The 18,669-nt window shown below is 69.3% G+C and carries 15 protein-coding genes and 1 pseudogene; 6 read left to right on the top strand and 10 right to left on the bottom strand.

Translation table 11 applies throughout. The features are described 5' to 3' along the window. Positions 1 to 432 precede the first annotated feature (432 nt). The 10 genes and pseudogenes from ACP7A5_RS04825 to ACP7A5_RS04870 all read right to left on the bottom strand — a co-directional run. A pseudogene (locus ACP7A5_RS04825) lies at positions 433 to 774 on the bottom strand (DUF72 domain-containing protein); the annotation flags it as partial. Next, on the bottom strand, positions 771 to 1,082 hold the full coding sequence (locus tag ACP7A5_RS04830; RefSeq protein WP_426040844.1) for a type II toxin-antitoxin system RelE/ParE family toxin: 312 nt from the start codon (positions 1,080 to 1,082) through the stop codon (positions 771 to 773). The pseudogene ACP7A5_RS04825 and the gene ACP7A5_RS04830, both read right to left, overlap by 4 nt. Positions 1,083 to 1,085: 3 nt before the next feature. Then, the gene (locus ACP7A5_RS04835; RefSeq protein WP_426040845.1) at positions 1,086 to 1,346 is read right to left on the bottom strand and encodes a type II toxin-antitoxin system ParD family antitoxin; all 261 of its coding nucleotides are present in this window, start codon (positions 1,344 to 1,346) and stop codon (positions 1,086 to 1,088) included. Between the two features lie 31 nt (positions 1,347 to 1,377). Beyond that, entirely contained in the window at positions 1,378 to 2,121 is a 744-nt protein-coding gene (gene truA / locus ACP7A5_RS04840) for a tRNA pseudouridine(38-40) synthase TruA (RefSeq protein ID WP_426040846.1), read from the bottom strand. Further along, positions 2,121 to 3,047, bottom strand: a complete 927-nt coding sequence (fmt, locus tag ACP7A5_RS04845) for a methionyl-tRNA formyltransferase (RefSeq protein ID WP_426040847.1) — start codon at positions 3,045 to 3,047, stop codon at positions 2,121 to 2,123. The genes truA and fmt overlap by 1 nt, the downstream gene beginning before the upstream one ends. 98 nt (positions 3,048 to 3,145) lie before the next feature. After that, on the bottom strand, positions 3,146 to 3,364 hold the full coding sequence (locus ACP7A5_RS04850; RefSeq protein WP_425991762.1) for a hypothetical protein: 219 nt from the start codon (positions 3,362 to 3,364) through the stop codon (positions 3,146 to 3,148). Next, on the bottom strand, positions 3,364 to 3,936 hold the full coding sequence (gene def, locus ACP7A5_RS04855; RefSeq protein ID WP_426040848.1) for a peptide deformylase: 573 nt from the start codon (positions 3,934 to 3,936) through the stop codon (positions 3,364 to 3,366). The genes ACP7A5_RS04850 and def overlap by 1 nt, the downstream gene beginning before the upstream one ends. A 108-nt stretch (positions 3,937 to 4,044) precedes the next feature. Further along, positions 4,045 to 4,407: an acyl-CoA thioesterase gene (locus ACP7A5_RS04860; RefSeq protein ID WP_426040948.1), complete on the bottom strand. Its 363-nt coding sequence runs from the start codon at positions 4,405 to 4,407 to the stop codon at positions 4,045 to 4,047. A 37-nt stretch (positions 4,408 to 4,444) separates the two neighbouring features. Continuing rightward, positions 4,445 to 6,529 carry a prolyl oligopeptidase family serine peptidase gene (locus ACP7A5_RS04865; RefSeq protein WP_426040849.1) on the bottom strand — a complete coding sequence of 695 codons (2,085 nt, stop codon included), beginning with the start codon at positions 6,527 to 6,529 and terminating at the stop codon, positions 4,445 to 4,447. A 69-nt stretch (positions 6,530 to 6,598) separates the two neighbouring features. Continuing rightward, positions 6,599 to 8,689 carry a prolyl oligopeptidase family serine peptidase gene (locus ACP7A5_RS04870; protein WP_426040850.1) on the bottom strand — a complete coding sequence of 697 codons (2,091 nt, stop codon included), beginning with the start codon at positions 8,687 to 8,689 and terminating at the stop codon, positions 6,599 to 6,601. 196 nt (positions 8,690 to 8,885) lie between these two features. Here ACP7A5_RS04870 and ACP7A5_RS04875 point away from each other — a divergent pair, with 196 nt between their 5' ends. From ACP7A5_RS04875 to addA, 6 genes are read left to right on the top strand one after another with little or no spacing between them, the layout of a single operon-like run. After that, the gene (locus ACP7A5_RS04875) at positions 8,886 to 9,767 is read left to right on the top strand and encodes a GNAT family N-acetyltransferase (RefSeq protein ID WP_426040851.1); all 882 of its coding nucleotides are present in this window, start codon (positions 8,886 to 8,888) and stop codon (positions 9,765 to 9,767) included. Beyond that, on the top strand, positions 9,767 to 10,252 hold the full coding sequence (gene tsaE, locus ACP7A5_RS04880) for a tRNA (adenosine(37)-N6)-threonylcarbamoyltransferase complex ATPase subunit type 1 TsaE (protein ID WP_426040852.1): 486 nt from the start codon (positions 9,767 to 9,769) through the stop codon (positions 10,250 to 10,252). Before ACP7A5_RS04875 ends, tsaE begins: the two co-directional genes overlap by 1 nt. Continuing rightward, on the top strand, positions 10,245 to 11,342 hold the full coding sequence (gene amgK / locus ACP7A5_RS04885; protein ID WP_426040853.1) for an N-acetylmuramate/N-acetylglucosamine kinase AmgK: 1,098 nt from the start codon (positions 10,245 to 10,247) through the stop codon (positions 11,340 to 11,342). Before tsaE ends, amgK begins: the two co-directional genes overlap by 8 nt. Further along, the gene (gene murU, locus ACP7A5_RS04890; protein WP_426040854.1) at positions 11,339 to 12,055 is read left to right on the top strand and encodes an N-acetylmuramate alpha-1-phosphate uridylyltransferase MurU; all 717 of its coding nucleotides are present in this window, start codon (positions 11,339 to 11,341) and stop codon (positions 12,053 to 12,055) included. The genes amgK and murU overlap by 4 nt, the downstream gene beginning before the upstream one ends. Before the next feature lie 49 nt (positions 12,056 to 12,104). Next, entirely contained in the window at positions 12,105 to 15,155 is a 3,051-nt protein-coding gene (gene addB / locus ACP7A5_RS04895; RefSeq protein ID WP_426040855.1) for a double-strand break repair protein AddB, read from the top strand. Continuing rightward, positions 15,152 to 18,625: a double-strand break repair helicase AddA gene (addA, locus tag ACP7A5_RS04900; RefSeq protein WP_426040856.1), complete on the top strand. Its 3,474-nt coding sequence runs from the start codon at positions 15,152 to 15,154 to the stop codon at positions 18,623 to 18,625. The genes addB and addA overlap by 4 nt, the downstream gene beginning before the upstream one ends. Positions 18,626 to 18,669: the final 44 nt, after the last annotated feature.

Raw genomic sequence — 18,669 nt, forward strand, 5'->3', positions numbered from 1 at the left:
ACCTGTGCGTCTCGTCTGTGAGGGCGAGGAAAGCGATGTGACCTGCTACGTAGATGGTGCACAGGGATAGCAGGGCGATAAGAAGAGCATCTTTGAGCCTGTAGCCCCGACGGATTGCCACCGCGTAGGCAAGGCTGAGGCCAACGAGAACTGCCCAAACAAACCAATCCGACGTTTCGCTATTCTGAACCTGCACCCACATGGCTCTGGGCATAGAATGCCGGTTCGGCTGCACAGCGACCAATGCGGTGAAAACAACAGCCGACACCAACGCCCCAACGGCTGCAAATCGATGGGTCTTCCGCTGATCGACCATGCCAAACGGTATCAGCGCGGATGTCCGCTATCCACCCAGAGCGGACATTAAAGAGGTCTTCTTCTGGACGCTGACGGGGGCCGCGATATCGCCGTTGTGTTATTAGTCGTTCATGTTATGAACTGCCAGTTGATCGGGCCCAGCTTGTCGCCCAGCAGGGTCAGGCCCTGGTCGAGGAACCTCGCGAAGCTCTCGCCGCCCTCGGACAGGATTTTCCGGTTGGTGCAGTAGCGGCTGGCCTTCACGGAAAAGACGAAGCCCTCCGGCGTCTCGTCGCGCCATTTCATCCAGCTGTCAGGCTTGAACGTCGAATAGTAGGTGCCGTTGATCTCGATCGAGGTCAGGGCCCGTGAGGCATATTCCAGCTCGCGCTTCTGCGTCAGGTCCGACGGATAGAAGACGCCGCGCCAGGGCTCGAAGGTCCAGCCGCCGATACCGACATGGATGGGGTGGGTCATGGGGTGTCCTCCTCGCCGTCGATGGCGTTATCCTGCCAATTCTCGTGCCCGTGGCGAAAACGCAGGATCAGAACGCCCGCCTCATCGACCGTGTAGATGATCACATGGGATTGGAAAGGACGGGCGCGGATCGGCGGCTGGATCGTCTCCCTCAATCGCGACGCCAGAGGATAGTCGGCGATCTGTTGGACAGCTCGCCGAAGGCCGGCGACATAGGTTTCAGCCTGCCGTCGTCCGAACATTTCCGAGCTGCTGAGATAGATCGATTTCAGATCGGCTTCAGCCGCCCCGGCGTAGCGGACCCGCAATGGTCAGGCCGCCCGCGAACCTGTGCGGCTCCCGGCTTCCGCGCGCGCCTCCGTGATGATCTCGTCGAAGCTCTTTTCACTGACGCCGGACGCATAGGCTTCATCGACCAGTCGCTGCATGCTGGCGATCTTCTCCGCCTTCACCTGCTCCTTGCGGATCAGGTCGCGGACGTAGTCGCTGGAGTTGGCATAGCGGCCATCGGCGGACTGGGCCTCGACCCAGGCCTTCATCTGATCGGGGAGGGAGATGTTCATCGTGGCCATGACGTCAGCGTCTGCCCGATGGCAAACCTTGTCAAGAACCGTAGTCGACGCCGGTCAGATAGAGCCCATCGGACGGCGCCACGGGTCCGCAGGCGGTACGATCCCTCGCCTCGAGCGCCGCCTTCACGTCGTCGGGCGTCCGGCGGCCGAGACCGGCCTCGACCAGGGTGCCGGCCATGGACCGGACCTGGCGGTGCAGGAAGGAGCGGGCCTCGAACACCAGGTGCACCTCCTCGCCCACGCGTCGGACCGTCGCCACATCGAGGGTCTTCTCCGGCGACTTCGACTGGCAGGCCAGGTCGCGGAAGGTGGTGAAGTCGTGGTGGCCGATCAGGTGGTTCGCGCCAGCCTGCATGACCTCGTCGTCAAGGGGTTTGCGCACATGCCAGACCCGGCCCCGCTCCAGCGCCGGGCGGCCGGGGCGGTTGAGGATACGGTACAGGTATTTGCGGCCCGTGGCCGAGAAGCGGGCATGCCAGTCGTCGGCCACGGCCCGGCAATCGAGGACGGCGACGCCCTCCCTGATCAGATGGGCGTTCAGGGCGTTCATCACCGTGGCGGCCGGCCAGTCCTTGTCGAGGTCGACATGGGCGACCTGGCCTGTGGCGTGGACCCCGCTGTCGGTGCGGCCCGCAGCGGCGATGCGCAGGGTCTCGCCACAGAAGGCGTGGATGGCCGTCTCGATCGCGCCCTGAACCGTGGGCAGGCCGTCCTGGGCCTGGAAGCCGTTGTAGGGGCCGCCGTCGTATTCGATGTCCAGCCGATAGCGGGGCATCAGCCCAGGATGGTCCCGACCGGCAGGGCGAAGCCGTTGAGGAAGTCGGCGGGCGACGACTGCGCCCTGCCCTCGCGCTGGACGCGGAGCAGGCGGACGGCCCCGTCTCCGCAGGCGATCAGCAGGCCGCCCTCGAGCAGTTCGCCGGGTTCGCCGGCGCCCTCGCTGGACAGGCAGGACAGCAAGGCCTTCACGCGCACGGGGCCGTCAGGGCCAGGGGCCTCGAACCACGCGCCGGGGAAGGGGGACAGGCCGCGGATATGGGAGTCGACCTCGGTCGCCGGGCGGGTCCAGTTAATTCGGGCCTCTGCGGGGGTGATTTTCTTCGCGTAGGTCGGTTCGCCGGTTTGCGGGGTCTCGGTGACGCCGCCGCGTTCGATGGCGGCGAGGGCCCGGGTCCACAGGGTGGCGCCGACCATCGACATGCGTTCAGCCAGGCTGGCGGCCGTGTCGTCCGGCCGGATCGGCAGGATCTCGCTGAGCAGGATCGCGCCCTCGTCGAGCCCCTCCGACATCCGCATGATCTGGACGCCGGTCTCGCGGTCTCCGGCCATGATGGCGCGCTGGATCGGGGCGGCGCCGCGCCAACGAGGCAGCAGGGAGCCATGCAGGTTGAAACAGCCGAGACGTGGAGCCTGGAGCACGGAGGGCTTCAGGATCTGGCCGTAGGCGACGACGCAGGCCGCATCGAGGTCGAGGCTGATGAAGGTCTCGATGGCTTCGGGGGCCTTCATCGACTCCGGCGAGAAGACCGGCAGTCCCATGGCCTCGGCGAAGGCGTGGACCGGCGACGGCGTCAGTTTCTGACCGCGCCCCTTGGGTCGGGGCGGCTGGGAATAGACGGCCACGATCTCATGGCCCGAGGCGATGAGCTCGGCCAAGGACGGCACGGCGAAGTCGGGGGTACCCATGAAGGCGAGGCGCATGGGGCCGCCTTTAGACGCTCGACCTTGATCGGTTAAGGCGGAATCGCATCGCGATTTCGCCGAGATCGTGAATCAAGGTCGCGCTCAAATGTTGGCGTTTACTGCCAGCGGGTGGAGACGCCGCCGCCCTCGTCCCATTCGCCGCCGGCGTCGAGCGCGTCGTCGAACACCAGCAGACGGTCCAGCAGGACGCCGGCGATGATGCCCAGCGCGGCGACGCCGATCAGGGTGGCGACGGAGCCGATGCCGATCTTTTCGGATCGGGTCAGGCGACGGCGGCCGGTGGGATCGATGACGTAGGACTTGCGGCGGGACATCAGGCGTCCTCTCTCAGGCGCATGGTCTTCTTGACCTTGGACATGGCGCGGTCGCGGCGCAGACGCGACAGGTGGTCGATGAACAGGACGCCGTTCAGGTGGTCGAGTTCGTGCTGGTAGCAGACGGCGTACAGGCCCTCGATCTCTTCCTCGATGCGGTTTCCGTCGCGATCCAGATGGGTGACCCGGACGCGGGCGGGGCGTTCGACCTCGTCGAAATACTCGGGGATCGAGAGGCAACCCTCTTCGTAGCAATAGGTCTCGTCCGAGGCCCAGAGGATCTCCGGATTGACGAAGGCGCGCGGATTGGGAACGCGGCTTTCTTCGCCCTCGGCCGGCTCCTCGGCGCCTTCAGGCAGGGGGCCGTCGCCCAGATCCATGACCACGACACGCTTCAGCTCGCCGATCTGCACGGCGGCCAGGCCGATGCCCGGGGCATCGTACATGGTCTCCAGCATGTCATCCATCAGCGAGCGCAGGGCGTCGTCGACGACCTCCACGGGCTTTGATACCTGTTTGAGGATCGCCAGGTCGGGCGCGTTGTCGATGGTCAGGATACGTCGAATGGCCATGGGCGTCAGGTAGGCGCGAGGGCCGGGAGGGTCAAGTTTGCCTCTCTTTCGTCATCCCTCAGCCAGCCGCGGCCTCGCGGCGCAGACCAGGGGATGACGACAGAAAAATCAGCTCTGACCCGGGAGGGGCCTCGGCTTCCGGTCCTCGTCGATGGCGACATAGGTGAAGACGCCCTCGGTCACGCGGGAGACTTCGTGGGTCGAGCGCGGCCGTTTCCATGCCTCGACGCGGACGCGGATCGAGGTGCGGCCGGTCTTCAGGACCGTGGCGTAGAGCGACACCTCGTCCCCGACCGAGACCGGCTGGTGAAACACCATGGCGTCGACCGCGATGGTGGCGCAGCGCCCCTGGGCCAGGTCGAAGGCGGGCGTCGAGCCGGCCAGGTCCATCTGGGCCAGAAGCCAGCCGCCGAAGATGTCGCCTTCAGGGTTGGTGTCGGCGGGCATGGCGATGACCCGCCCGACCAGCATGCCGTCGGGCGTTTCCGGGGAGGGAACGGTCACGAACCTAGTCCTGGGGCTGGAGGTGCTGGTCCAGCCAGCGGAACACCTCGTTGTGCCATTGCAGGCTGTTCTGCGGCTTCAGCACCCAGTGGTTCTCGTCCGGGAAGACGATCAGCCGGCTCTCGATGCCGCGACGCTGCAGGGCCGTGAAGGTCGACAGGCCCTGGGCCGTCGGGATGCGGAAGTCGCGGTCGCCCTGGATCACCAGCATCGGCGTCTTCCACTGGTCGACATGGTTGACCGGATTGAAGCGCTCATAGCCCTCGGGGTTTTCCCACGGCGTGCCGCCGTATTCCCACTCGGTGAACCACAGTTCCTCGGTGGAATAGCCCATGCCGCGCACGTCGAAGACGCCGTCGTGGTTGACCAGGCATTTGAACTCGTCCGACCAGCGGCCGGCAATCCAGTTGATCATATAGCCGCCATAGGAGGCGCCGAGCGCGCAGGCGTTGTCGCCGTCAAGGAACGAGTAGCGTTCCTGCGCCGCCGCCCAGCCCTTCTGCAGGTCTTCCAGCGGACGGTCGCCCCAATGCTCGGAGATCGCGTCGGTGAAGCCCTGGCCGTAGCCGGTGGAGCCGTGGAAATCGATCATCACCACCGCATAGCCGGCGCCGGCGTAGCTTTCCGGGTTCCAGCGGTATGACCAGGAGTTGCCGAATGAGCCTTGCGGCCCGCCATGGATCAGGAAGGCGACCGGGTATTTGCGACCCTCGACATAGCCGGCGGGCTTGATGACGTAACCGTGGACCGTCTCGTCGTTCCAGCCCTCGAACGAGAACTGCTCGGCCTCGCCGAACATGCGGTTGTCGAGTTCCGGGTTCACGTCGGTGATCTGGATCGGCATCTCGCGGCCGCGGAAGGTCTTCACGTAGAGCTCCGACGGCGAGGTCAGGCTGTCCTGGGCGAAGACGAAGCCGGACGGGGTCAACTCGACCGCCGAGACGTGGCCGGGGCCAGTGATCGGGACGACGGTGCCGTTGGCGACATCGATGGAGAACAGCCGGGTCTGGCCGACATCACCGGCGACGACATACAGGGTTCGGCCGTCAGCGGACCATTGCAGGCTGTCTGCCGAACGGTCCCAGTTGGCGGCGACCTGGCGTTTGGCCCCCGTGGCCACGTCCATCAGGGTAACCTGCCAGCGGTCGGCCTCGAAGCCCGGGCGGGCCATGGCGCGATAGGCCAGGGTGCGGCCGTCGGGCGAGAAGACCGGACCGGTATCCCAGGCGTCGTTGGCGTCGGTCAGGTTGGTGAAGCCCTCGCCCGTCAGACCGTTGGTCTTGAACAGATCGAAATTGGTGCTCCACGGCTCCGACTGGCCGGCGACGCGGGCCGAGAAGACGACGGCGTCGCCCTCGGGGGTGAAGGTGAACTCGCTCTCGTCGCCGAAGGGCTTGGAAGGGGTGTCGCCGTCGAAGCCGTGGGTGACCCAGACCGGATCGCCCGAGCCGTCGGCGTTGACCACGAACAGGTGGTTCTGGGTGCCGTCGGCCCAGGTGTCCCAATGGCGCACGAACATCCGGTCATAGACCTGACCCGTCGACTTGCGGGCGGCGGCTTCCGTGCCGCGCGCGACCGAGCAGGCGAGGTCGTCGCAGGTCGGATAGACGGCCAGGGACACCACGACCTTCGAGGCGTCGGGGCTGAGGCGATAGGCGTTGACGTCCAGGGGCAGGTCGGTGACCTGGGCCGCCGTGGCGCCGGTCGAGTCCGTCTTCCAGACCTGGCTGGACCCCGAACGGCCCGAGAGGAAGTACAGGGCGCCGTCCGAACCCCAGCGGGCGGTGTTGGCGCCGTCGTCGGAGATGGCCAGACGACGCGGCTCGCCCTCGCCGTTGAGGGTCTGGATCATCAGGCTGGAGACGCCGCGGTTGGCCTCCATGTCCGTGGCGCGCACATTGTAGACGACGTGCCGGCCGTCCGGCGACACGCGCGGGTCCGACAGCCGGTTGGCGTTCAGCATGTCGGTATAGGTGAACGCGCGTTCCGCGGCCTGAGCCGTCGGCGCAGCGGGCGCCTCGGCGAGGGCGGGCAGGGCGGTCAGCATCGCCAGTGCGGCGCAGGCGGAAAGCAGGGAACGGTGACGCATCGGACGGCTCCTGGGACTTCGTTGGCGCTGGGGTAGCACCGGGCGAAGTTCACAGGAAGATGTCGTCGGTCAGGGCGTCTCCGCCGTCCAGCGCGCCGTCCAGTCGAGAATTTCCCTCTGCCAGTCGACATAGTTGCGCGGCTTGAGCACCCAGTGGTTCTCGTCCGGGATCTGGACGAAGCGGCTGGGAATGCCCTGACGCTGCAGGGCCGAGAAGGTGGCCAGGCCTTGGTCGATCGGCACGCGGAAATCGCGCGATCCGTGCAGGACCAGCATGGGTTTGGTCCAGTCGCCCGCGAAGTCGCCGGGCGAGAAGGCGCGGTACAGATCCATCCGCTCCCAGGATGGCCCGCCGAACTCCCAGATGAAGTTGCCGATATCCATGGCGTTCATCAGCTGGGGCACGTCGAACACTCCGGCATGGTTGACCAGACAGGCCCAGGGCACGCTCCACTTCCCGGCGATCAGATTGACCATGTATCCGCCGTAGGAGGCGCCGAGCGCGCAGGCCCGGTCGCCGTCGATGAAGCGGTTCGCGGACAGCGCCGCCGCCCAGCCCTTCTGCAGGTCTTCCAGCGGCCGGTCGCCCCAGTGGTCGTTGATGGCGTCGGTGAACGCCTGTCCGTAGCCGGGCGAACCGTGGAAATTGACCATCACCACTGCGTATCCGGCCGAGGTGTAGATCTGCGGGTTCCAGCGATAGGACCAGCTCTCGGTCCAGGGCGACTTGGGCCCGCCGTGGATCAGATAGACGGCCGGATAGGTCCGGCCCTCGACATAGCCGACGGGTTTGAACACCCAGCCGCGCACGTCCTCGCCGTTCCAGCCGGCGAAGGTGAAGGCCTCGGCCTCGGGCAGGTCCAGCGCCGCCATGGCCTCGGCGTTGTGGGTCGTCAGGGCGCGGGCGGCCTCGCCCACGCCGGTCATGATCCGGGTCGGGGCGTCGAAGCCGTCGCGGGCGTAGACGAGCACGTTCGCCCGGCTCTCCACGCCGGAGATCGCGCCGCGTCCGGTCAAGGGTGTGACCTCGCCGGTGCGGGCGTCGATGCGGAACAGCCGGTTCTGGCCATCGTCGGAGGCGGTGGCGAGCAGGCTGCGACCGTCGGAGGACCAGCTCAGCGAGCCGGGACCGCGATCCCAGTCGGGCGTCAGCGGGCGCGGGTTCGATCCATCGGCGTCGGCGACGATGATCACGGCCTGATCGCCGCCGACATTCTCGCGGGGCCCCGCCAGCCAGGCCAGGCGGCGTCCGTCCGGCGAGAAGGCCGGCGCGCCGTCTGAACCTTCATTGGTCTCCGTCAGGTTCACGGCCGCCCCGCCATCCAGGGAGACGCGGAACAGGTCGGAGTTGTTGGTGAAGGCCTCTCCCGACCCCTGCGTCTGGGTCGAATAGACGAGGGTGCGGCCGTCGGGCGAAAGAGTGAAATCATCTTCGGTTCCCTGCGGCTGGGACGGCGTGTCGGCGTCGATCCCGGCCATCAGGTTGCGCGGCGCGCCGTCGGCCAGACCCGATCCATCCAACGCCTGGACGAACAGTTGCTGGCGTCGTCCATCGTTCCAGTGATCGAACTGGCGCAGCGGCATCCGGTCATAGCCGGTGACGGTCGAGGGCGAGCGATTGTCCGCCTCGATCCGGTCCTTCGTGCACTGGAGGGTGTCGCAGTCGACGAAGATCGGCAGGGAGAGGATCAGGTTCCGCCCGTCCGGCGAGACCTTGAAGGCCACGATATCGACCGGATAGGTCGTGACCTGCACCGCCGCATTGCCCTCGACGTCCGCGCGCCAGACCTGGTTCGATCCCCCGCGCGCCGACAGGAAATAGATCGCCTGACCGTCGACGGCCCACCGCCCGGTCGAGGCGCCGCCGGTCGAGACGGCCAGCTTGCGCGGCTCCCCGCCGCTGACGTCCGCGACCCACAGGGCGCTAACGCCCCGGTTGCCGTCCCAGTCGGTCGAACGGACGGAATAGAGCACGCGTCGCCCGTCCGGAGACAGGCGCGGGTCCGAGACCCGGTCCATCATGGTCAGGGCCCGCATCGACAGACCGCCGGGCAAGGCAGCCACGTCGGCGCCGGGAGGCGACGCCTGCTGGGCCGAGGCGGTCATCGGCGCGGTCGACAATGCGAGCGCCAGCACGGCGGTGGAAATGCTGAACTTCATGGGAGCCCCCTCGGTATTTCCCCACCGTGCACCCCGGCGAAGGCCGGGGTCCAGATGGAAAAGGCAGGGCTCTGGTCAAGTCGCCCCGCAAGCCCAATCCCTTGTGTCCTCGATCTGGACCCCGGCCTTGGCCGGGGTGCACGGGAGGGGTGGACACGCTTGCCTGTGTTCCCGCCAGAGGCGACAAGGGGCGTGGATGACCGCTTCGCCGCCCGCCACGACCGAGCCTGCCGCCGTCCCCGCGCGACGGTCGGATCACGTCGTCGACGTCCTGATCGCCGAACGGGCGCCGCAGCTGACGGGGTCGATCCTCTGGCCGGTGGTTCGCCCGGTGTTTTACTCGATCCTCGGCTATGGCCAGGCGCGGGACATGGCCGACGCCATCACGCCTCTGTCGGGACGGGCGGCGCTGGACCATGTGTCGAACCTGCTGGACCTGAAGGTGTCGAGCCTGAACCTCGATCGGCTGCCGGCCACCGGCCGCTGCATCGTCGTCTGCAACCATCCGACCGGGATCGCCGACGGAATCGCCGTCTACGATGCCATCAAGCGCCGCCGGTCCGACGCCATCTACTTCGCCAACGCAGACGCCGTCCGCGTCTCGCCCCGGCTGGACGAGGTCCTCATCCCGGTCGAATGGGTGGTCGACAAGCGTACGCGGGCGAAGACCCGCGTCACCCTGGACGCCGCGAAGACCGCATTCGAGGCGGAACGCTGCGTGGTCATGTTCCCCGCGGGACGGATTTCCCGCGTGGGAAAAGACGGACAGCTGACCGACCCGGAGTGGGCATCGACCGCGACCTCGCTGGCGCGGAAATACAATGCACCGACCATTCCGATCCATGTCAGCGGCCCCTGGTCGACCCTGTTCCACCTGTTCAATCGGGTGTCGCCGGAGCTGCGGGACATCACCCTGTTCCACGAGCTGCTGAACAAGCGGAAGAAGCCCTTCCGTCTCAGCGTCGGCAAGCCAATCCCGCCGACCCGTCTCGATATCGACGCGCCCCGTGCGACCTATGCGCTGAAGGCCTTCGTTGAGCGGGTTCTGCCCGGCCAGCCCGACGCGGACTTCGCCTGATGGTCGGGATCGATCTGGCCGATGCGGAGGCGACCACGGCGCTCGGGCGCGCTGTGGCCCCGCGTCTCGAGCCAGGCGAGACCGTCCTGCTCTACGGCCCTCTCGGCATGGGCAAGTCGACCCTGGCGCGCGGCTTGATTCGGGCCTTGGCGGGCGAGGACGAGGACGTGCCTTCGCCGACCTTCACCCTGGTCCAGTTCTATGAGACGAACCCGCCCGTCGCCCATTTCGACCTCTATCGCCTGACCCGGCCTGAAGAGGCGTTCGAGATCGGCCTGGACGAGGCACTCGACGTCGGCGCGGCCCTGATCGAATGGCCCGAACGACTGGGCGACAATCCTGCTAGCGCCCTGGGGCCCGACCGCCTGACTATCACCCTGGAAGAACGTGGCGAGGGACGGCATGCGACCGTTTCAGGCGCAGGGGCGTGGGCAGAGAAGATCAATGACGTCGTCGAAAGCCTGTCAAAGAACCTGAATGTCTGACCTGACCGATAGAGAAACCCAGCGGGTCGCCTTCCTGACCGGGGTCGGCCTCGCCGACGCGCGCCGGGCGCCCCTGCCCGGCGACGCCTCGACGCGCCGTTATGAGCGGCTGACCCCCGCTAACGGACCGGGCCTGATGCTGATGGATCAGGTCGCGGCGGCCGAGAGCCCGCCGGCCGATCCCTCCTGGTCGCCCGAGCGGCGCAAGGCCGAGGGCTGGAACGCCATCGCCCGCCTGTCCGCCGGGCGGATCGAGGCCTTCGCCGCCGTCGCCTCCCACCTTCGCTCCGTCGGTCTATCGGCGCCCGCCATCGTCGCGCTCGACGCCGCTGCGGGTCTCGCCGTGCTTGAGGATTTCGGCGACGACCTGTTCGCCCGCGTGATCGAGGCCGGTCAGGAGGAGACCCCCCTCTACCTCGCCGCCGTCGACGCCCTGGCCGAACTGCATGCGGCGCCGACGCCGCCGATGCTGACCGGCGCGGCGGGTCCATGGCCGCTGCAGGTCTACGACCAGACCGCGCTCCAGGGCGGGGCCGATCTGTTCGTCGAATGGGCGCCCAAGCTGAAGACAGAACTACGCTTCGACGACGCCGCCATCGCGGACTGGCACGCCGCCTGGGCGCCCATCGTCGCCGATGGCGAGGCCGGCGCCTCGGTGGTGGCCCACCGCGACTACCACGCCGAGAACCTGATCTGGCTGCCCGAGCGCGAAGGCCCGGCCCGCGTCGGCATGATCGACTTCCAGGACGCGGTGCGCGCCCACCCTTCCTGGGACCTGCACTCCCTGCTCCAGGACGCCCGCCGCGATGTGTCGCCGTCGCTCGAGGCCGAGGCGCTTGACCGCTATCTCGAGATGGCCGAGGTCGCCGACCGCCCGGCCTTCCTGCGCGCCTATGCCGGGCTTGCGGCCCTGAACGAGGCCCGCATCCTGGGCATCTTCGCCCGGCTGATCGTGCGCGACGGCAAGCCGCGCTACGCCGCCTTCATGCCGCGCATGTGGGCCCACCTGAACGCCAACCTGACGAAGCCCGGCCTCGAAGGCGTCGCCCGCTGGTTCGACAAGCACGTCCCTGCAGACCTGCGCGCATGACCAGTCCGAAGACAGCCATGGTCCTCGCCGCGGGCCTCGGCACCCGCATGCGCCCCCTGACCGACGATCGACCCAAGGCCCTCGTCGAGGTCGGAGGGCGGGCCCTGATCGACCACGTGCTGGACAGGCTGGCCGATGCGGGCGTCGAAATGGCGGTGGTCAATGTCCACTGGTTCGCCGACCGGCTGGAGGCGCATCTGGCCGCGCGCGGACGCGGCCCCGGGATCGTCATTTCCGACGAAAGCGCCGAGCTGCTGGAGACCGGCGGCGGACTCAAGAAAGCCCACCCTCTGCTCGGCGATGCGCCCGTCTTCGTGGCCAATATCGACAGCGTCTGGATGGATCGCGGCGACACGCCCTGGGCCGACGCACTGGTCCGCCTGTGGGACCCGGTGAAGATGGACGCCTGTCTCCTGCTGGCCACCCGCGAGGGCGCGATCGGGTTCGAGGGCGACGGAGATTTCTTCCTCGCTGACGATGGACGCCTGACCTTCCGGGGCGAGGCTCCCTCTGCGCCCTTCGCCTATATGGGCGTCCACATCACCCGGCCGGACTATGCCGACGGCGGGCCGGACGGACCCTTCTCGCTCAGCCCGTTGTGGCGGGCGTCGGCTGCGGCGGGGCGGCTGTACGGCTGCGTCCTCGACGGCGACTGGATGCACGTCGGCGACCCTCAGGCGCGCGACGAGGCCGAGGCCAGGCTGAGCACATGAAGCGCCCTACCTCTCACCGCGTGGCGGCCCGCTGCTTGAGGGCGGGTGAGTGAGCACGGCGTTCAACCCCTTCCCGGGAGACGGCGGCAAAGACGACCCACGCTGGTTCGTCATCCCCCCGCACCGACCCTTCCTCGAAGACCTGGCGGCCGGCGTGCTCGACTGGCTGGGCGACCAGGCGCCCGAGACCCTGTCCGACGCCACCATCCTCCTGCCCAATCGCCGGGCGGCGCGGGCCTTCACCAGCGCCCTTTCGACCCTTAGCGGCGACCGCCCCGTCCTCCTGCCCCAGGTGCGCCCGCTGGGTGATCTGGAGGAGGACGAGCCGCCGTTCACTCCCGGCGAACTGGGTCTCGACCTGCCGCCCGCCATCGCCCCCCTGACGCGCCGGTTCGAGATGGCGCGTCTGATCGTCGAGAACCACGATGCTGCGCTGTCGCCGATGCGCGCGCTGGAGCTGGCTGACAGCCTCGGCGCCTTCCTCGATTCCTGCCATATCGAGGAGGTCGAGGCGCCCGAGCGCATCGCCACCCTCGTCGAGGAGGACTTCGCCGAGCACTGGCGTCGGTCCGCGCAGTTCCTCGGTCTCGCCGTCGAGGCCTGGCCGCAGCGGCTGGCCGAACTCGGCCTTGTTGACGCCTCGTGGCGACGGACGAAACTGCTGCGCCTCCTCGCCGAACGCTGGAACAGCCACCCGCCCCAGGGTCCGGTGATCGCCGCCGGTTCGACCGGCACGGTCAAGGCCGCCGCCAACGTCCTGATCGCCGTCGCCAGGGCGCCCCAGGGCTGCGTCGTCCTCCCCGGCCTCGACCGTGACCTCAGCGAAGCCGCCTGGGACGCCATCGAGGAACAGCATCCGCAGAGCGCGCTGAAACGGTTCCTCGAACGCGCCGGCGCCGACCGCGCCGCCGTCCGTCCCTGGTTCCGCCGCCCGGCCGTGTCCGATGTCGAGGCGCGCGGCCTCGCCCGCCAGCGACTGATCAACGAGGCCCTGCGTCCCGCTGAGGCCACCGCCGACTGGCGCGCCGAGATTGCCCGGCTGCGCGCAGACGCCGCCGGGGCGGGCTATGCCGCCGACCCCATCGCGCTCGGCCTCGAAGGCCTGTCCGTCGTCGCGACCCGCACCGAGGAGGACGCCGCCGCGACCATCGCCCTGATGATGCGCGAGACGCTCGAAACCCCCGGCCGCACCTGCGCCCTCGTCACCCCCGACCTCGCCCTGGGCCGTCGCGTCGCCGCCCGTTTGGAGCGCTGGGGCGTCGTCGCTGACAGCTCTTCGGGCGCGACGCTGGACCAGATGCCGGTCGGCGTCCTCGTCGATCTGGCCGCCCGCTTCATCGCCGATCCGCTGAAGCCCCAGACCGTGCTGGCCCTGATCAAGCACGCACTGACGACCCTGGCCGAGGCCACGCCCCACGCCGTCGCCGAGCTGGAGAAGGTCGCCTTCCGCGGCCCCCGCACCCGCGACTGGACCCGGATCGAGACCCGCCTGACCAAGGCCGCCGAACCCCGCCGCGACGGCCAGCCCCCGTCCGACGGCGCCCTCGCGCGCCTCGCCGGGGCGACCGCGCTCGCCGGCCGGCTTCAGGCCCTCGCCGCTGCCGCCTCCCCCGGTCGCGCGGCGCCTCTGGATCGGGCCGCCCGCAACCTGACCGCCCTCGTCGAGGCCCTCGCCGGCGTCGACGTCTGGGCCGGACCGGACGGAGAGGCGGCGGCCTCGCTGCTGTCGCAACTGATCGAGGGCGGAGCGTCGCTCGGCGCCGTCAGCGCCAACGACTTCGCCGAACTGGTCGCCTCCCTGCTGCATGACGCCACGGTGCGCACCGGCGGCGCGACCCATCCCTCCCTGCGCATCCTCGGCGCTATCGAGGCCCGCCTCGTCCGCGCCGATCGCATGATCCTGGCCGGGCTGGAGGAGGGCGTCTGGCCGCAGGGCGCGCCGATCGATCCCTTCCTGTCGCGCCCGATGAGGAAGACCCTCGGCCTGCCCCCGCCCGAGCGTCGCGTCGGCCAGACGGCCCAGGATTTCGTCCAGGCCGCCTGCGCGCCTGAGGCCATACTCGTCCATTCCGAACGCCGGGGCGGCCAGCCTGCCGTCCGTTCCCGCTGGCTGTGGCGGCTGGATATGCTCACACGCGGCGCCGGGGTGAAGATCGACCGCCCGTCAGAAACCCTCGCCGCCGCCCGCGCCCTCGATGCGCCGGTGGCCGGTCAGGGAGGGCTGGCGAAACGCCCTGCGCCCAAGCCCCCTGTCGACCGCCGCCCGCGTCAGCTGCCGGTCACCGGCGTCGAGCGCTGGGTGCGCGATCCCTATGCTGTCTACGCCCGCTATGTGCTGAACCTGCGTCAGCTCGACCGGCCGGGTCAGTCCGCGGAGGCCCTGGCGCGCGGCCAGGCCGTCCACAAGGCGGTCGAGCGGTTGACGCTCAGCTGGCCCGACGTGCTGCCCGACGACTGCGAGGCCGAGATCGCGACCCTGCTGCACGAGGAACTGACTCACCACGGCTTCGAGGACGCCGCCATGGCGCGCGAGGGTCCTCTGGCCCGCAACTGCGCTCGCTGGCTGGCCGGGTTCGAGCTGCGTCGCCGCGCGCGCGGCATCGAGATCCGCGTCGAGGAGGAGGTCGTCCTGACTTTCGACGCCCCCGGCGGCCCCTTCACCCTGACGGCCAAGGCGGACCGGATCGAACTGTCCTCCACCGGCGCGGCCATCCTCGACTTCAAGACCGGCGCCGCCCCCTCGGCCAAACAGGTGAAGTCCGGCTTCGCCCCCCAGCTGACCCTGACCGGCGCCATCCTCGCCGAAGCGGGCCTCAAGACCTCCGGCCCCGTTGAGCCCGAGGAACTGACCTATGTCCGGGTCGTCGGCCGCAAGGAGCCGGGCAAATCCGAAGTTCGAGCCCAGGGCGCCGAAGCCTCCGACCTGTCGATGGCGGCCCTGGCCGGCCTTAAGGCCCGCGTCGCCCGGTTCGACGAGAAGACCACCCCCTACCTGAGCTGGGTCGCGCCCCAGTTCATGGGCAATTTCGGCGGCAACTACGACCACCTCGCCCGCGTCTGGGAATGGGCGGTCGCCGGCGCTGACGGAGACGCCGAATGAGCCCGGACAGCACCGTCCGCATCCTGCCCGACTCCGCCCAGATCGCGGCGGCCGACCCGCGCCAGTCGGTCTTCGTCACCGCCAACGCCGGCTCGGGCAAGACCTCGACCCTCGTCGACCGTGTGGCCCGGCTGCTGCTGGAGGAGGTCCAGCCCGGCGAGATCCTTTGTGTGACCTACACCAAGGCCGCCGCCGCCGAGATGCAGGCGAGGCTGTTCCAGCGCCTCGGCGACTGGGCGGTTATGGGTGATGAAGAGTTGGAGGACTCGCTCGCCGACCTTGGCGGTCAGGTCAGGGCCACGCTGTCAGCCGACGAACTTTCCAAGGCGCGCAACCTCTTCGCCAAGGCGCTCGACACGCCGGGCGGGCTGAAGATCCAGACCCTGCACGCCTTCTGCGAAAAGCTGCTGCGCCGCTTCCCGCTGGAGGCCGGGGTCACCCCCGGCTTCACCGTGCTGGAGGATCAGGCCGCCATCGCCCTGTCCCACGGCGCGCGCGAGGACCTGGCCCGCGCCGCGCTCGCCGACGCCGACGGCCGCATCGGCCGCGCCTACGCCCATTTCGCCGTCGAACTCGACTGGGCCAGTTTCGAGAGCCTGCTGGCCCGAATCGAGCAGGACCGCGCCCGGCTGATCGACTATGTCGCCCGCATCGCCGCCGACCCCACGATCAGCCCCTACGCCCTCGTCGGCGCCGATCCCCACGGCGACGTGGCGTCGATCCAGTCCGACTTCATGCGCTTCCTCGACCGGGGCGACTGGCTCGAGATCGCCGAACTGATGTCCACCGGCTCGGTCACGGACCAGGGCTGCGCCGACCGCATGTACGCCGCCGACTGGACCTTCCCCGAGGTGGCCTCGGTCTTCCTGACCAGCGGCGCGCCGCGCAAGTCGATGGCCACCAAGTCCGCGCCCGCCCGCGCCCGCGACTGGCTGACGGCCCTGCAGGACAAGGTCGTCGCCACCCTCGGCCAGGTCCGCAAGGCGCGCGTCGCCGAGGACACCGTCCACGTCCTGACCCTGGCCCAGGCCCACTGCGCCCTCTACGACCAGGCCAAGGCCCGGCGTGGCGCCCTCGACTTCGGCGACCTCGTCGCCCGCACGGTCGAGCTGCTGACCGTCCGCGCCAATGCCGCCTGGGTCCTCTACAAGCTGGACGGCGGGGTCGAACACGTCCTGATCGACGAGGCCCAGGACACCGCTCCGGAACAGTGGGACATCATCCGCGCCCTGACCGAGGGCTTCTTCTCCGGCGCCGGATCGCGTCGTTTCGGGGCCGGCAAGGTCGAGCGCACCGTCTTCGCCGTCGGCGACGAAAAACAGTCGATCTACTCCTTCCAGGGCGCCCGGCCGGAGCGGCTGAACCGCGAGGCGCAGTCCTACGAGACCCTCGTTCGCGGCGCCGGCTTCGCCTACACGGGCGTCGAACTGGCCACCTCCTTCCGCTCGACACCCGAGGTGCTGGGCTTCGTCGATGCGGTGTTCGAAGGGCCCGACCGCACCCGCGCCCTGGTCGGCGAACAGGTCGGCGCCATCCCCGTCCACAAGGCCATGCGCGCCGACGATCAGGGCTGTATCGACCTCTGGCCCATCTATGAGGACGAGAAGCCGCCCGAACGCGACGCCTGGGACGACCCCGTCGATCAGGAGCCGGTCCAGGGCGCGCGCAAGCGGATGGCCGCGGACCTCGCCCGCGAGATCAAACGCCAGGTCGAGACCGGCGTCGCCGTTCAGGACCGCAAGGATCGCGTGCTGCTTCCCTGCGGCTACGGCGACTTCCTGATCCTCGTCCGCCGCCGCGACGCGACCTTCGAGGAGATCATCCGCGCCCTGAAGGCGGCGGGCGTGCCCGTGGCCGGGGCCGACCGGCTGAAGCTGTCCAGCCACATCGCCTTCGACGACCTGATCGCCGTGGCCCGCTTCGCCCTCTACCCCGCCGACGACCTCAGCCTCGCCGGCGTCCTGCGCAGCCCCTTCTGCGACGTGGACGAAGACAGTCTGTTCGAGCTCGCCGGCGCCGAACCCAGGCGCGGCAAGCTCTGGAAGGAACTCCGCGACCGGGCCGGCGAACGGCCGGAATGGGCCCGCGCCCGCGACCTGCTGACCTTCGCCATCGACCAGCGCGGCCGCGATCCTTTCGCCTTCTTCGCCGCCCTGCTGAACCGGGTGGACGAGACCGGTCGTTCGGGTCGCGCCCGCATCCTGTCCCGCCTCGGCCGCGAGGCGGAGGAGGCCATCGACGAGACCCTGAACCAGGTGCTGGCGGCCGAACAACGCGGCGGCCTCGATCTGGAAACGGCCCTGTCGATGCTGGAGGCCGCCGACGTCGAGGTGAAGCGCGAGCTGGAAGGGGCGCGCGGCGAGGTCCGCGTCATGACCGTCCATGGCTCGAAGGGGCTGGAGGCGCCGGTGGTGATCCTGCCCGACACCACGGCGCGGGCGAAAGCCCAGGGGCCGACCCTGATGCCGGTCGAACTGGCCGATGGCGCCGAGGCCTGGCTGATGTGCCCCGGCTCGGAAAAGGAGGACTGCGAGGCCTCGGCCGACGCCCGCGCCGTCCGCCAGCAGCGCGTCGACGACGAGACCTTGCGCCTCCTCTACGTCGCCCTGACGCGCGCCCGCGACCGGATCGTCATCCTGGGGCGCGGCTCGGGTCGGTCGAAACAGGGCTATGAGGACGGCAGCTGGTGGGCCGTCCTGACCGAGACCTTCGACCGCCTCGGCGGACAGGTCCGCGACATCGGCCATGGTCGCCGCCGCTATGGCGTCGATCCGGTCGTGATGGCGACCGCGCGGGTTGTGCCCTTCCCGGGCGCGGTTGTTCCCGCCTGGGCCCGCACCCTGCCGCCGGTCGATCCGTCGGCGCGCTACGTCTCCCCGTCGCAGATGGAGGGCGCCAAACGCATCGCCGCCCCGTCGCCGCTGGCTGTTACATCGACCGGGGAGGGGGCCGCGCTCGGCCGCTTCCGGCGCGGCGACCTGATCCACCTGCTGCTCGAACGCCTGCCCGAGATCGGCGCCGCCAACCGCGCCGGGGCCGCCGCCCGCCTGCTGGCGAAGGAGCGCGACCTGTCCGAAGCCCAGCGCGCAGAGATGATCGAGGCCGCCTTCCGCGTGCTCGACGACGCCCGCTTCAACGCCGTCTTCGGTCCCGGCTCCCGCGCCGAGATCACCCTGATTGGCGGCGCCGAGAAGCTGCACCCCGGCGTCGTCATCAGCGGCCGCATCGACCGGCTGGTGGTGACGCCCGACCGGGTCCTCGTCGTCGACTACAAGACCAACCGCCCCGCCCCCGACCGCATCGAGAACGCCGACCCCGCCTACGTCGCCCAGATGGCGACCTATGTCGCGGTGCTGGCCCGGCTTTATCCGGATCGCCCGGTGGAGGCGGCGCTTGTGTGGACCGATGGGCCCAAGCTGATGCCGGTGCCGCAGGGGCTGATGGATGAGGCGCTGGCGGGGCTGCGCTGAGGTGCTCAGACCGAAGCGGCTCACCGGAACCGGATCGACCGCTC

Source organism: Brevundimonas sp. TWP2-3-4b1 (genome assembly GCF_049897665.1).
Lineage (GTDB): Bacteria > Pseudomonadota > Alphaproteobacteria > Caulobacterales > Caulobacteraceae > Brevundimonas > Brevundimonas subvibrioides_B.